A 14,293-nucleotide genomic window follows, 5' to 3' on the forward strand; every position below is an offset into this window, starting at 1 on the left:
ACGCGCCACTCCACTCCGCCACAGATAACGGACATTCCCGCCCTGTCGGGAAAGAGAAGGTCGGGCGCTAGTCTCCCCGCGGGTCCTGCTGGGCGAGGAAGCGCTCGAACTCCGCGCCGATCTCGTCGGCCGTCGGCAGCGGAGCGGACTCCGCGAGCAGGTTCGGGCGGCCGATCGACCGGGAGAACGCGTCGTACTGCTCCTCGAGCGCGCTGACCACGGCTGCGATCTCACTCGACTCGGCCACCTGCTGCTCGACCTCGATCCTCGCGTCGACCGCGGCGGCGTCGAGTGCCCCGATCCCGAGCGCCAGGCCCGTCGTGCGCTCGATGTGCTGCAGCGCCACCACCGCCGCCGGCGGGTAGTGCGACTGCGCCAGGTAGTGGGGCACGTGCATGGTGAACCCGAGCGCGTCGTGACCGGCCTCACCGAGCCGCAGCTCCAGCAGCGACCCCAGCGACGCGGGCACCTTCACCGAGCCGAACCACGAGGTGTAGTCCTCGATCAGGCCCGACCGCGTGGCGTGTGCCGTCAGCGACATGGGCCGGGTGTGCGGCACGCCCATCGGAATGCCGTGCGCCCCCACCACCAGGCTCACGCCGAACCGGCGCACGAGCTGCTCCACGGCCGCCACGACCCGCTCCCACTGCAGGTCCGGCTCGGAGCCGTGCAGCAGCAGGAACCCGGTCCCCTCGGTGTCCGTCACGTGGTCGATCACGAGCTCGGGAGCGTCATACCCCACCCAGCGGTCGCTGTCGAACGTCATCGTGCCCCGCTTGCCGCGGTAGTCGAGGAGCTGGTCGACGTCGAACGTCACCAGGCGCTCCGTGGCCAGCTCGCCGAGCAGGTGCTCGACGGCGATCTCCCCCGCCGAACCCGCGTCCACGAACCCGCCCATCGAATGCAGCAGGACCGGGCCTTCGCCGCGCCGCGCGAGCCCGCGGCGCTCCACGACCTCCAGGCCCGGCACCATCTCGGGCGCGTCGTCGCCGAGGGCACGCGCGCCCAGGGTCCGGGCCACGGCGGCCTCGTCAACCTCGTAGATTTCCTGCGGATCCAGCACGTTCTCTTCCTCGTCTCCTTCTCGACGCTCCCTGGTGGGGACAACAACGGGACGCGGAAGGAACTTCCCGCGACGTTCACCTAGTGGCCGGGACGCAGCACCGTGGAGACGAAGAACTCGTCGATCTGCCGCACGACCGCCTGGAACTTGTCGAAGTCCACGGGCTTGGTCACATAGGCGTTCGCGTGCAGCGAGTACGAGCCGACGACGTCCTCCTGTGCGTCCGAGGTGGTCAGCACCACGATCGGGATGTGCCGCAGCATCGGGTCGTTCTTCACGACCGCGAGGACCTCCATCCCGTCCATCCGGGGGAGGTTGAGGTCCAGCAGGACCAGGTCCGGTTCCGGGGCATCCACCCACTCGCCCTGCTTGCGCAGGAAGTCGAGCGCGGCCACGCCGTCGCCCGCCACCGAGACGTGGACCGGTGACGCGTGCTCGGCGAACGCCTCCTGCGTCATCAGCACGTCACCCGGGTCGTCCTCGACCAGAAGGATCTCGATCGGCCTGCGGTTCTCCACCTGAGGTCCTCCCCGAACGCCGGCATTCGTGACCGTCGCCCCGTTCACGGTCCGTGACCGGCGCGATTCATCCGAGAGTAGTGGACTGCGCCCGTTCGGTCGATGTGCGCCGCCCTCCACCGGAGGTCACGGTTCGGGCAAGAGTGAACCGGACGGTCGTGCCGCCGCCCTGGGTCGGCTCGATCCAGATGTGGCCGCCGTGGTGTTCCACGATGCGCTTGACGAGTGCGAGCCCGATGCCCGTGCCCGAGTACTCGGTCCGCGGGTGCAGCCGCTGGAAGATGACGAAGACACGGTCCGCGTACTGCGGTTCGATGCCGATCCCGTTGTCCACCACCGAGATCTCCCACGCCGTGCGCATCGAACGAACCTCCAGGTGCACCGTCGCGTCCCGCTCCGGTGAGCGGAACTTCAGCGCGTTCGACAGCAGGTTCGCCGCCACCTGGTGCAGCAGCCGCGGCTCGCCGCGCACGGTCGGCAGCGGGTCGTGGGTGATCGTCGCCCCGGCCTCGGCGATCCGCTCCGACAGGTCCGCCTCCACCTGGCTCAGCACCTCGTCGAGGTCGACCGTGGCGTGCTCCTCCCCCGACCTGCCCACACGGGAGAAGCTCAGCAGGTCCTTGATGAGCTCCTGCATCCGCTTGGCGCCGTCGACGGCGAACTCGATGTACTGGTGGGCCCTGTCGTCGAGGGAGTCGCCGTAACGCTGCTGGAGCATCTGGCTGAATCCCGCCACCTTCCGCAGCGGCTCCTGGAGGTCGTGCGAGGCGACGTACGCGAAGTGCTCCAGGTCCCGGTTGCTGCGCTCCAGCTCGCGCGCCTGGTCCGTGAGCATCACGTGCGCGTTCTCGACCTCCTGCTGGGCCAGTCGCATGTCCTCCATGTGGTGCAGCAACTCGCGGCGCATCCGCTCCACGTGCAGCGACAGCGACATGATCTCGCCCGCCCCCACGGGCCTGATCTCGGTCTCGATCGATCCCGAGGCCACGGTGCGCACGGCCTTGGTGAGAGTGGCCGCCGGCTTGATCACCCACGACTCGAGGGCCAGCCACATCAGCGTCCCCAGCAGCACGACCACCAGCGCGAGGGTGACGATCGCGCCGACCAGCACCGCGTCCCACGCCTGCCGCTCGGCCAGCGTCGCCGACCTGGCCGCGCCCAGCACGTCGAGGTAGGCCCCCACGTCCTCGCGCGCCTGGGCGACGCTCCGGAGTCCGTCGCCGACGGGCGGAGCCATCTGCTGCCCCTCCGCGGCGCACTCCTGCCGGGCCTCGTCACTGCCGTCCCGGCGGGCGAGCATCGCGACGCGTGCCTCGTCGATCGCCGCCACGGTCGGGCGCGCGAAGTCCTCCAGCCAGGCGTTCGTCGAGGCGATGGCGCGCTGACGAGCCTGTTCCACCTCCGGGCGGACGTCCAGGATCTGCTGGTCGACGTCCAGCCCGAGCAGATCCGGGTCCGCGGCGATCCGGCGGTACGGCTGGAGCACCTCCGGCGCGCACGTGGCGACGTAGGAGCGGACCGACGGCTCGGCGTCCACGAGGGCCAGCCGCGCCTGCTCGCCGTCCGACAGCGCGTCGAAGTAGGCACCCTCGACGAGCTTGCTCGCCTGCGTCGCCTGCGACCAGGCGAGCAGCGCGACGATCAGCGCCAGCACGATGGCGGCGGCCACCGAGCCCTGGAGCCGTGCCAGCCTGCGCCGCATCGACACCTGGGCGAGAGGCCTCTCCCAGGGCTCCGGCAGCACGGTCATGCGCGGCCCCACTCGGTGGAGTCGGCGAGCGTGGAGGTGCGCTCGGCCGGACCCGCGTCCGCGTCGGTGTCCCACCCCGCGAGAAGGAGCGCCGCGTCGTCGGCAAGCGGTCCGCCGTGCAGGGTCCGCACCCGCCGCAGCACGCGGGGGACGACGTCGTGGCTGCCCCTGGCAAGCTCCGAGGCCACCACGGAGCGCAGGCCGGACACACCCAGGCGCGGGGGCCGGTCGTGCGCGTCGGGTGCGGTGGAACCGTCGGTTCCGGTGACCTTGGCCTCGACGAGACCGTCGGTGAACAGCACGACGGTCCACGACCCGGGTAGCTCGACACGGGACGGCTCCCAGCCTCCCCGCGCCGGGATGCCGAGGGCACGGCCACGCGTGGAGACGGTCACCTGGGTGCACTCCACGCCGTCGCCGTCACCGGTGCGGGTCGCGAGCAGCGGCGACATGTGCCCGGCCAGGTACACGTCCATGGCGTCCCGTCCTGGCGTCACCACCACCTGGCAGATCGTGACGAACACCTCCGGGCCGTGCCGCTCCGGCAGGAGCACCCGCTCCATGAGGGGCAGGATCTCGCCGGGGTCGGCACCGGAGAGCACCAGAGTGCGCCATGCCGTGCGCATCGACGCACCGAGGGCGGCCTCGTCCGGACCGTGCCCGGCGACATCCCCGACGACGATCATCAGCGTCCCGTCGGGGCGCTCGACGGTGTCGAAGAAGTCACCGCCGAGCAGGCCGCTCCCACCGGGCAGGTAGCCGACCATGAGCGAGATCCGGTCGTCGCGCACCACGGCCTCGGGCAGCAGCGCGCGTTCCAGGCGCATCGTCTCGGCGGCACGGACCTCGCTGCGATACAGCGCGAGCTGCTGGGCCGCCGAGCGCCGGCGCAGGATGGCGTAGCGCAGCGCCCGGCCCAGCCGGTCGCCGTCGACCTCGCCCTTGACGAGGTAGTCGTCGGCGCCGGACGCCACCGCCCAGGTGCCGGCCGTGATGGCGGTGTCGCCGGTCAGGACGACCACGGCGGGCGGCACGGACAGAGCCTCCACATGCGCGACCACGGTCTCCAGGGCTCCCAGGCCGACGGCGTCGGGCAGGCCCAGGTCCAGCAGGAGGCAGTCGACGCGGATGTCGTCGAGGATGGACAGCGCCTCCGTGACGCGCCGCGCCCTGTGCATGTCGGCGAGCACGCCGGCGCGGGAGAGCAGCTCGGTCACGAGGAGCGCGTCGGCGTCGTCGTCCTCGACCAGCAGGATCGTGAGGGTCTCGGGTGGTCCGGGCGGGGGCGGAGCATCGCCCGACGCACCGTCACGCGGTGGTGCGCCGACCCGGTCCATGGCCGCGATCCTACGCAGGGATACGGCCCCCTGTCAGCGCCCCGCGTGTGAAGGCCGCGAACCTCTTGACCTTCGGGGGATAATGTTTGGCCGGTCTTTCACGACCGAACATCTCAGGGCCCCAGACCGAGCAACGGTCCGGCCAAGATCACGGAGGTCACGCGTGACAGGTATCGGGAACGAGTTGAACCACGAGCAGGCCGTGGTCGACGTCCTGTATGCCCGCCTTGACGAGCTGCGCGAGGCCACGCGCGGCAGGCTGCGCGACGTACGCCTGCAGGGCGCCGTCGGCACGCACCAGAACCGCAGCGAGCGCGACGCGTTCGCCACCCTGTACGAGGACCGTGCCGCGCAGCTCGACGCCGTGGAGGAGCGGCTCGCGTTCGGCCGGCTCGACCTGGCGGGCGACGAGGTCCGTTACGTCGGCCGGATCGGGCTGAACGACGCCGAGCACCGCGGGATCCTGACCGACTGGCGGGCACCGGCCGCCGAGGCCTTCTACCGCGCCACGGCACTGCATCCGGCGGACGTGGTGCGGCGGCGGCACCTGGTGACCAAGGGCCGGTCCGTGACCGGGATCGAGGACGAGGTCCTGGACCTGGACTCGGAGATCGAGGCGAGCTCCCTGTCGGGCGAGGGCGCGCTGCTGGCCTCGATGGCGGCCGGGCGCACCGGGCGGATGACCGACATCGTCGCGACCATCCAGTCCGAGCAGGACCGGATCATCCGGTCGGAGCTGACGGGCACGCTGGTGGTGCAGGGCGGCCCGGGAACGGGCAAGACCGCCGTGGCTCTCCACCGCGCGGCCTACCTGCTGTACGCGCACCGCCGGCTCCTGGAGCGGTCGGGCGTGCTGCTCGTCGGGCCGAACCGCGCGTTCCTGCGGTACATCGACCAGGTGCTGCCGTCCCTCGGCGAGACGGGGGTCGTGGCCACGACGATCGCCGAGCTCATCCCGGGTGTCGAGGCGTCCGGGACCGACGAGCCGTTCGTCGCGCACGTCAAGGGGCGCGGGCTGTGGCGGCGGGTGATCCGCCGCGCCGTGCGCGCGCGGGAACGGGTGCCGGCCGCCGACCTCCCGGTCCGGGTGGAGGGCCACGACTACGAGATCCGCCGCCGCGACGTGCGGGACGCGATCGCTCGGGCACGGCGGTCGCACAAGCCGCACAACGAAGCCCGCACCACGTTCGTCAAGGACATGCTCGGCCGCCTGGCCGACCAGGTGACCGACGTCGACGGCGCCCGGCTCGCCGCCGAGGACCGGACGGGCCTGATCGAGGAGCTGCGCGCGCACCGTGAGGTGCGGGTGGCGCTGAACCTGGCCTGGTTCCCGATCACGCCCCAGAAGCTGCTGGAGGACCTGTACGCGAAGCCGCACCGCCTCGCCGAGGCGGCACCCGAGCTGAACGACGCGGAGCGCGCGCTCCTGCGGCGCGCTCCGGGCAGCGTCTGGACCGAGTCCGACGTCCCCCTGCTCGACGAGGCGTACGAGCTGCTCGGCGAGGACGACGCCCTGGCCCGGGCGGAGGCGGCCCAGGCGGCGGCCGCCGAGGCGGAGGCCCTGGAGCACGCCCGCAACGTGCTCGCGTCCGGTGCGGCGGACACGATGATCCAGGTCGATGCCGAGACGCTGGCCGCGCGGTTCGCCTCGACGGGGCCGTCCCTCACGACCGCGGAGCGCGCGGCCGCCGACCGCCGCTGGACGTTCGGCCACGTCGTGGTGGACGAGGCCCAGGAGCTGTCGCCGATGGCGTGGCATGCCCTGGTACGCCGGGTGCCCACCCGGTCGATGACGGTCGTCGGTGACGTCGCGCAGACCTCCTCCCCCGCCGGCGCCCGTGACTGGTCCGCCATGCTCACTCCCCTGCTGCGGGAGAACTGGCGGCTCACCGAGCTCACCGTGTCCTACCGCACCCCGGCGACCGTGGCCGACACAGCCCAGCGTGTCGCCCGCGCGGGAGGCCTCCCGGTCAGCGACCTGGTCGCCGCGCGGGACGTGGACGACGCGCTGGCCGTCGTCCGGGTGGACGGCGGCGAGGTCTCGGTGGCCGCCGTGGCGCACGAGGCCGCGACGCTCGCCAAGGAGTTCGTCGAACCGGAGGCCGGCCGCGTCGCCGTGATCGCCCCGGCGCACCAGGTCCCGGTTCTCGCCGGAGCGGTGGACCGCGCCCTGCCGGCAGCGCTCGGGGAGGCGGAGGCCGAGCGTATCGGCGCCCAGCGGCCGGAGGACCGCCAGGTCACGGTCCTCGGCCCGCGCGAGACCAAGGGCCTGGAGTTCGACGCCGTCGTCCTGGTCGAGCCGGCCGGGATCGCCGCGGGGCCGGGCGCCCTGAGCGACCTGTACGTCTCGATGACCCGGCCCACCCAGCGCCTCGTCGTCGTCCACACCGAGGATCTGCCGGAGGGTTTCACCGCATAGTGCGCGCGGCTCGCGGCCCCCGGAAGGGGGCCGTCCGGATCACGGAACGCGTTTGTCTCACGTCCCGGGCCCGGAGCACGATGACCTCGTGCACCGTGCCCTTCTGCTCGAGAACATCCACCCTGGCGCCGCGACGAACCTCGAGGCCGCAGGCTTCGAGGTGGACACCCGCAAGGGCGCCCTGGACGAGGACGAGCTGATCGCCGCCCTCGACGGCGTCCACCTGCTCGGCATCCGGTCCAAGACCCAGGTGACCGAGAAGGTGCTGGCCTCCACCGACTCCCTCCTCGCCGTCGGCGCGTTCAGCATCGGGACCAACCAGATCGACCTGACCGCTGCCGCGCACCGCGGCATCGCGGCGTTCAACGCACCGTTCTCGAACACGCGCTCGGTGGTCGAGCTCGCGATCGCGGAGATCATCGGGCTCACGCGCCGGCTGCCCGAGCGCGACAAGGCGCTGCACGCGGGTGTCTGGGAGAAGTCCGCCACCGGATCGCACGAGGTGCGCGGGCGCACGCTCGGCATCGTCGGCTACGGGAACATCGGCTCGCAGCTGTCCGTGCTCGCGGAGAACCTGGGCATGTCCGTCGTCTTCTACGACCTGACGGAGAAGCTGGCCCTGGGCAACGCCCGGCGCGCGGAGTCGCTGGAGGAGCTGCTCGCGGTCTCCGACATCGTCACCCTGCACGTGGACGGCCGCTCCGGGAACGCCGGCATGTTCGGCGCCGATCACTTCGCGGCCATGAAGCCGGGCGCGATCTTCCTGAACCTCTCGCGGGGTTTCGTGGTCGACGTCGAGGCGCTGCGGGCCGGCATCATCTCGGGGCATCTCGCGGGCGCGGCGATCGACGTGTTCCCCTCCGAGCCCAAGAAGTCGGGCGACCACTTCGACTCGGTGCTGCGCGGCCTGCCGAACGTCATCCTCACGCCGCACGTCGGCGGCTCGACCGAGGAGGCGCAGGAGGCGATCGGGCAGTTCGTGTCGAAGAAGCTGCGCGACTACGTGACCACGGGCTCCACGATGCTCTCGGTCAACGTCCCGGCCCTGCAGCTCGAACACACCGGGACCGGGCGCATCGCGCTGCTGCACCGGAACGTGCCCGGGGTGCTGGCCCAGGTCAACCAGATCTTCGCCGACCACGGCGCGAACATCGAGGGCCAGATGCTCGCCACGCACGGCGACCTCGGCTACGTGGTCACCGACATCTCCGACGTCACCCACCGCGGGGCGTCCAAGAAGCTCATGGCGATGGACACGACCGTGCGCCTGCGCATCAACGACCAGTTCGAGCGTCCGGAGTTCCCGCCGGGACCGGCGGCGCGACCGCGTCAGTGACCTGCCGCGGCACCTGCCGTCGGGGGCCGGCCGGCACCCGCCGTGGGCCGGCCGGCACGCGACCGGCCGGTCCCGGTCAGCCGAACGTCATCGTGAAGACCTGCACGCCGGCGGGCACATCGAGCTCGACGACACCCTCGGAGAGCTCGCCGCCCTCCACGACGGGGTAGAGGCGAGGGTTGCCCGAGACGTCGACGGCGCGCGTCTGCTCGCGACCGCCCGCGGTCACCGTGGCCTCCACGGTCCCCTTCCCGCCGAGCACGACGAAGACGCCGGACGAGCGGTAGGCGAGGCGCACCCGGGCGTCGTCGGACACCGCCCGGGCCCCCTGGAAGTCCACCTCCCAGGTGCCACCCAGCGAGAACGTGTCCGGTGGCTGCCTGTCCGCGAGCACGTAGTCCGCACGCCCCGCCGCGTAGCCGGGCTCCCCGGCGTAGTTGTGGACGCGCTTGACGGAGAAGTAGGTCTCCGGGGTGATCCCGTCGGCGGGTGTCGCGTCCTGGACGCTGGTGGCCGCCGGCAGGTCGACACCCGGGTTCGCGTCCCGCAGCAGCAGGCGGACGAGCTTCTCGGTCTCCTCGTAGCCACCCTCCCCCAGCCGGATGTGACGGACGGTGCCGTCCGCGTCGATCAGGTACTGCGCCGGCCAGTACCGGTTGCGGTAGGCGGTCCAGGTCGCATACGCGTTGTCCTGCGCGATCGGATAGGTGACGCCGAGGTCCCGGGCGCCGTCGATCACGTTGCGGGTCTCGCGCTCGAACGCGAACTCGGGCGTGTGCACGCCGATCACCTCGAACCCGTCACCGACGTCGCGGTACCGGTCGTACCACGCCCGCACGTGCGGGATGGCGCGCTGGCAGTTGATGCACGAGTAGGTCCAGAAGTCCACGAGCACCACCTGGCCGCGCAGGTCGCCCAGGCTCAGGGCCTCGCCGCCGGGAGTGTTGAGCCACCGGTCGATGCCTCGGATCTCGGGGGCCGCACCGCAGTCCTCGAGGACCGGGGCGCCGTTCGTGCAGTTGTCCAGCTCGCGGTTCTCGTCGGTGACCAGGCCGCCGAGGTCGAGCGCCTGGCGCGCGGTGTCGGAGGAGTCGATGCGTTCCTGCAGGGTGGCCGTGTAGTCCGGGAGGGTGCGCTGGATCGCCGCGGGAACGTCCAGGGCGAGGGCGACGGCCAGCAGGATCACGATGACGCCGCCCGTCGTCCTGACGGCCTTGGTGTGCCGCTGGAAGGCACGGACGCGCTCGGCGATCCGCCGCCCGGCGAGAGCGAAGAGCAGCAGCGGGAAGGCGGCGCCGACGGCGAACGAGAGCGTCAGCGCGACGGTCTCCCCGCCGATGTTCCCGGTCGCTCCCGCCACCGTGACCGCGGCCAGCACCGGACCGGCACACGGCACGTACAGGACGCCGAGTCCCAGACCCAGCGCGAAGGCGCCACGGTCCTGGCGGGCAGCGCCCCGTTCGGCGCCGAACGCCGCGATGCGCTGGAACGGCCGCTCGACGATCTCCTCGAACCGGGGCACGATCATCGCCACGCCCAGCAGGACCAGCAGCACGATCCCGGCCCAGCGCAGCAGATCCTGCGGCAACCCGAGAGCTGACAGCAGCAGGGAGCCGAGCAGGGTGAAGACGCTGAAGCTGAGCACGAGGCCTGCGATGACGAGGTAGGGCCGCCACGAGCGGCGCTCGGGTGCGAGGGTCGCCGGCCGGGCGGCGACGGCACCACCGGCACCGGGCCGGGCGGCCGGGTCCTGCGGGCGGGGCGTCCGCGCTCCCTGCACCCCGCCCGCGAAGAACACCGCGGGCAGCATCGGCAGGATGCAGGGGGATATTCCGGTGATCAGGCCTCCGAGAAGGCCGATGACGATGAGGGTTCCCATGGCTGTGGTTCGGCGACACGGTCGATCCGGATGGGTGGACCACCGCCGGCGACGGCCCGAGAACTTCTCGGGAACCGCCCCCATCCGGTCGGGCGACCGCTCCGAACCAGCCTCGAGACGCCCCGTGACCCGCGGGGCGACGACACCGAGGAGAGAACCATGAATGCTCGCACCCGAACCTCCCGCGCAGCGGTCGGCCTGGCCCTCGTGTCCGTGCTCGGTCTGGCGGCCTGCAGTTCCGCCGACGGCGCGGACGAGTCCGAGGACACCGCCGCCTCCGAGGAGTCGGCGACGGACGAGAGCATGGACGACGACATGGGCGATGACATGGCCGACGACTCGGCGGACGACATGGCCGATCCGGCGGCCAACCTCGTGGGCCCGGGCTGCGCCGGCTACGCCGAGCAGGTGCCCGACGGCGCCGGCTCCATCACCGGCATGTCGACCGACCCCGTGGCCGTCGCGGCGTCGAACAACCCGTTGCTGACCACCCTGGTCGCGGCCGTGAGCGGCCAGGTGAACCCGGACGTCGACCTGGTCGACACCCTCAACGGCGACGAGTTCACGGTGTTCGCCCCGGTCGACGACGCCTTCGAGGCGATCGACGCGGACACGATGGACACCCTGTCCACCGACTCCGACATGCTCACCCAGATCCTCACGTACCACGTGGTGCCCGGCCAGCTCACGCCCGACCAGGTGGTCGGTGAGCAGACCACGGTCGAGGGCGAGACGGTCGAGGTGACCGGCAGCGGCGACGACCTCAAGGTGAACGACGCCAACGTGATCTGCGGCGGCGTCATGACGCAGAACGCGACCGTCTACCTGATCGACTCGGTGCTGCTGCCGTCGTCGTGACCCGTCGTCCGCGACGCCACCCGGCCTGATACGTGCGGCCGCGGTGCCAGGAGCACGGGAGCGCCCGTCCGGTCCCGGACGGGCGCTCCCGTGCGTGCGGCCGGAACCGCCCTCAGGCGCCGAGAACGACGATCGGCGTGGTGGTGGGCTGCTCCGAGCCCTGCTCGGGCTCGACCGACACGGCCATGCCGACTCCGCCGCTCCCGCGCACCAGCGACATGGCCTCGCCGCCGCGCACGGTGAGCACACCCGCGGACGAGACGCTGCCGTCGGCCTGGACCACCCAGAGCTGGTAGGCGCGTCCCGGGTCCGGCGCGGGCAGCCCGTCGGCACGGAAGTACATGTCGTCCCCTGCGACCAGCACCGAGGCCTCGCCGCCGCCCTCGACCGGGGAGCGCAGGATCGAGGCGCCGGGGTCGGACAGCATCTCGGACACCGTCTGGACCTGGTCCTGCAGCCGGTCCCGCTCGGCGGCCAGCTGAACGGCGATCGTCGTCGGGACGGCGAACGCGGCCGCCGCCGCGACCGACGCCGCAGCGACGCCCCATCCGCGCCGCCGACGACGACGGGCGGCGAGATCGACGACGCCCTGACCGCCCGGCTCCGGCACGCCGTCGGGCCTCGCGGCCGGCGACGCCGGGCCGGTCGGGCGCTGCCGCGACCCACCGGCCTCCTGGGCAGGGGGCGCGTCGGGAAGACCGGCCTGCGGCGCGCTCCGCACGCGCTCCAGGACGTTCGCCCGCACGTGGGCGGGAGGCTGCGCCTCCACCGTGAACGACGCCACGACGTCGCGGTACTCGTCGAGCGCACGACGCGCGGCGCCGTCGGACTCGAGCAGCCGCTCCACCTCGTGACGTTCGGACTCGTCGAGGGCTTCCAGCGCGTAGCCCGGCAGCAGGTCCCAGGCATCGGGCCGCTGCGCCTGGGCGTGCGGGGTGGTCTCGTCAGCCACGTCGCACCCCCAGGCAGTCGCGCAGCCGGTTGAGCCCGTCGCGGATGCGGCTCTTCACGGTGGGCAGGGCGGCGCCGAGCTGTTCGGCGACCTCCCGGTAGGTGAGGCCGCCGTAGTAGGCGACGACGACCGCCTCGCGCTGCGTGGGGGTGAGGCCGTCGATGCAGCGCCGCACGGCGGAGCCCTCGAGTCGCCGCTCCACGTCCTCGGCCACGACGTCGCGCACCGGCTCACCGGTGCGCAGGTCGGTGTCGCGCTGATCGCGCTCGCGCCGCGCCTGCTCGGACCGGACCCGGTCCACCGCGCGCCGCCGCGCGAGCGTGGACACCCAGGTCCGGGCGGAGCCGCGCCGGGCGTCGAAGCGTGCTGCCGTCTGCCACACCTCCACCATCACCTCCTGGGTCACTTCCGCCGCGTGGTCGGGGTCGCGCAGGACGCCGAGCGACGTGCCGTAGGCTACCGGCCCCAGCGCGTCGTACACCGGGGTGAACGATGCGGGGTCACCTCCGGCGCATGCGGTGAGCAACGCGTCGGCTGCATCGGGCAACGAGGTCCGGACGGGTGGTGAAGCCACCACCCCAGTCTGCCCCACGAGCACCTCCGTTCGGGTTCGCACACGAGGTTCGGCGTCGAGCCCGTTCCGGATGGGTGACCTCCGTCACGAACGGCCCACCGGGGACCCCGGAAGGGGCAATGATCCCCTTGTCCCGGCGTCACGCCCCCGCCGACCGGCCGGCCCCCGTCCCGGCCTCCGACGCACGGCGCCCGGGCAGGCCGAGGGCGGCGAGCACCGCGGCCCCGGTGATGACGACGCACACGACGAGCGCCGGCGTCATGCCGTCCACGAAGGGCTGGCCCGGCAGGTAGTCGCCCTCGCGCACGAAGATGGCGGTCACCAGGGCGATACCGATCGCGATACCCAGTTCGCGCAGCGTGCTGTTGACGCTCGCGGCGATACCGTGCTCGATCTCGGCCCGGCCCACGAGCACCGCGTTCGCGAGCGGCGCGAGCGTGAGTCCCATACCGATCCCGGCCAGGGCCATCGGCACGACGACGTCCCCGTACTCGGTGACGGCCTCCGTGACCGCGACGATCCACGCGATCGCACCGGCCTGAAGCGCCAGGCCCACCACGATCACCGGGCCGACCCCGACCTTGCGCACGACGAAGCCGCTCAGCGGGGCGACGACCATCGGCGCCAGGGTCCACGGTGCCGCCCGCCAGCCCGCCTCCAGCGCCCCGTACCCCATGCTCACCTGAAGGAACTGGCTGAGCAGGAAGATCGCACCGAACACTCCCGCGGAGAAGAGCAGGCCGGCGAGGTTCGAGAGCGCGAACGCCCGCTCGCGGAAGAACCCCAGCGGGAGGAACGCCGCCGGGCTGCGGTGCTCCCACAGCAGGAACGCGGCGAGCGCGGCCGCCGCCAGGCCGAAGGCGCCGACGACGAGGCCGTCGGACCAGCCCCGGTCCTCACCCTCCACGATGGCCCAGACCAGCGGAAGCACGAAGACGACCGCCAGCAGGGACCCGAACACGTCGAACGGCAGCCTGCGCCCCCAGGAGGCCGGCACCGCGAACGGGAGGAGGACCAGGGTGAGCAGGCCGATCGGCACGTTGAGCCAGAAGATGCCCGGCCACTCGACGCCCTCGACGACGGCGCCGCCGATGATCGGGCCGACGGCGATCCCGAGCCCGTTCACGCCGCCCCAGACGCCGATCGCGATCGGACGCGCCCGCGCGGAGGCCGCGGACGACACGATGGTGAGCGAGAGGGGCACGATCACGGCCGCCCCGATGCCCTGGACCGCCCGCGCGGCGATGAGCATCTCCGGCGTCGTCGCGAGGGCCGCCAGGACGGACGCCGCGGTGAAGAGCAGGACGCCGCCGAAGAACACCGGCCGCCGCCCGAGCCGGTCGCCCAGCGCCGCCATGGGGAGCATGAGGGTCGCGAACGCGATCGTGTAGGCGTTGACGAACCATTGCAGCTGCTCGACCGACGCGTCGAGCTCGACCTTGATGACCGGCAGCGCGAAGGTCATCACGAGGTTGTCCAGAGCCGCCATGAACATCGGGAGCGAGGCCACGATGCACGCGAAGACCAGCCCACGGGGCGCTGCCGAGCTCCGGGCCTCCTGCGCGGCATCCCTGTCGATAGTGATGCTATCCATGCAAGGATAGTAT

The 14,293-nt window shown here is 72.3% G+C and carries 11 protein-coding genes; 3 read left to right on the forward strand and 8 right to left on the reverse strand.

Annotated features, from left to right (window positions below; all coding sequences use genetic code 11):
- Positions 1-67: 67 nt before the first annotated feature.
- From HGK34_RS14350 to HGK34_RS14365, 4 genes are all read right to left on the reverse strand, one after another.
- On the reverse strand, positions 68-1,063 hold the full coding sequence (locus tag HGK34_RS14350; protein WP_201848544.1) for a proteasome assembly chaperone family protein: 996 nt from the start codon (positions 1,061-1,063) through the stop codon (positions 68-70).
- Positions 1,064-1,143: 80 nt separating this feature from the next.
- A complete protein-coding gene (locus tag HGK34_RS14355) occupies positions 1,144-1,581 on the reverse strand; it encodes a response regulator (RefSeq protein ID WP_201848546.1) in 438 nt (145 codons plus the stop codon).
- Between the two features lie 67 nt (positions 1,582-1,648).
- On the reverse strand, positions 1,649-3,331 hold the full coding sequence (locus tag HGK34_RS14360; protein WP_244666754.1) for a sensor histidine kinase: 1,683 nt from the start codon (positions 3,329-3,331) through the stop codon (positions 1,649-1,651).
- Positions 3,328-4,668, reverse strand: coding sequence for a PP2C family protein-serine/threonine phosphatase (locus HGK34_RS14365; protein ID WP_201848548.1), 1,341 nt, complete (start codon positions 4,666-4,668; stop codon positions 3,328-3,330). Before HGK34_RS14365 ends, HGK34_RS14360 begins: the two co-directional genes overlap by 4 nt.
- Positions 4,669-4,831: 163 nt before the next feature.
- Between HGK34_RS14365 and HGK34_RS14370 the strand changes: the two genes are divergently transcribed.
- Positions 4,832-7,087, forward strand: coding sequence for a HelD family protein (locus tag HGK34_RS14370; protein WP_201848550.1), 2,256 nt, complete (start codon positions 4,832-4,834; stop codon positions 7,085-7,087).
- 88 nt (positions 7,088-7,175) lie between these two features.
- Entirely contained in the window at positions 7,176-8,423 is a 1,248-nt protein-coding gene (gene serA, locus HGK34_RS14375) for a phosphoglycerate dehydrogenase (protein WP_201848552.1), read from the forward strand.
- Positions 8,424-8,499: 76 nt separating this feature from the next.
- Here the strand turns inward: serA and HGK34_RS14380 are convergent, their stop codons facing one another.
- Positions 8,500-10,302, reverse strand: a complete 1,803-nt coding sequence (locus HGK34_RS14380) for a cytochrome c biogenesis protein DipZ (protein WP_201848555.1) — start codon at positions 10,300-10,302, stop codon at positions 8,500-8,502.
- A 159-nt stretch (positions 10,303-10,461) separates the two neighbouring features.
- On the opposite strand from HGK34_RS14380, the gene HGK34_RS14385 reads away from it, so the two are divergent.
- Positions 10,462-11,160 (forward strand): fasciclin domain-containing protein, encoded by a 699-nt coding sequence (locus tag HGK34_RS14385; protein ID WP_201848557.1) that lies wholly within the window; start codon positions 10,462-10,464, stop codon positions 11,158-11,160.
- A 112-nt stretch (positions 11,161-11,272) separates the two neighbouring features.
- Here HGK34_RS14385 and HGK34_RS14390 read toward each other — a convergent pair whose 3' ends face one another.
- The 3 genes from HGK34_RS14390 to HGK34_RS14400 all read right to left on the reverse strand — a co-directional run bounded on the left by HGK34_RS14390 (position 11,273) and on the right by HGK34_RS14400 (position 14,280).
- Positions 11,273-12,112 (reverse strand): anti-sigma factor, encoded by an 840-nt coding sequence (locus HGK34_RS14390; protein ID WP_201848559.1) that lies wholly within the window; start codon positions 12,110-12,112, stop codon positions 11,273-11,275.
- The gene (sigK, locus tag HGK34_RS14395) at positions 12,105-12,686 is read right to left on the reverse strand and encodes an ECF RNA polymerase sigma factor SigK (RefSeq protein ID WP_307815965.1); all 582 of its coding nucleotides are present in this window, start codon (positions 12,684-12,686) and stop codon (positions 12,105-12,107) included. The genes HGK34_RS14390 and sigK overlap by 8 nt, the downstream gene beginning before the upstream one ends.
- 139 nt (positions 12,687-12,825) lie before the next feature.
- Entirely contained in the window at positions 12,826-14,280 is a 1,455-nt protein-coding gene (locus HGK34_RS14400) for an MFS transporter (RefSeq protein ID WP_201848561.1), read from the reverse strand.
- Positions 14,281-14,293 lie beyond the last annotated feature (13 nt).

The sequence above is a fragment of the Myceligenerans indicum genome, assembly GCF_016742955.1.
GTDB lineage: Bacteria > Actinomycetota > Actinomycetes > Actinomycetales > Cellulomonadaceae > Myceligenerans > Myceligenerans indicum.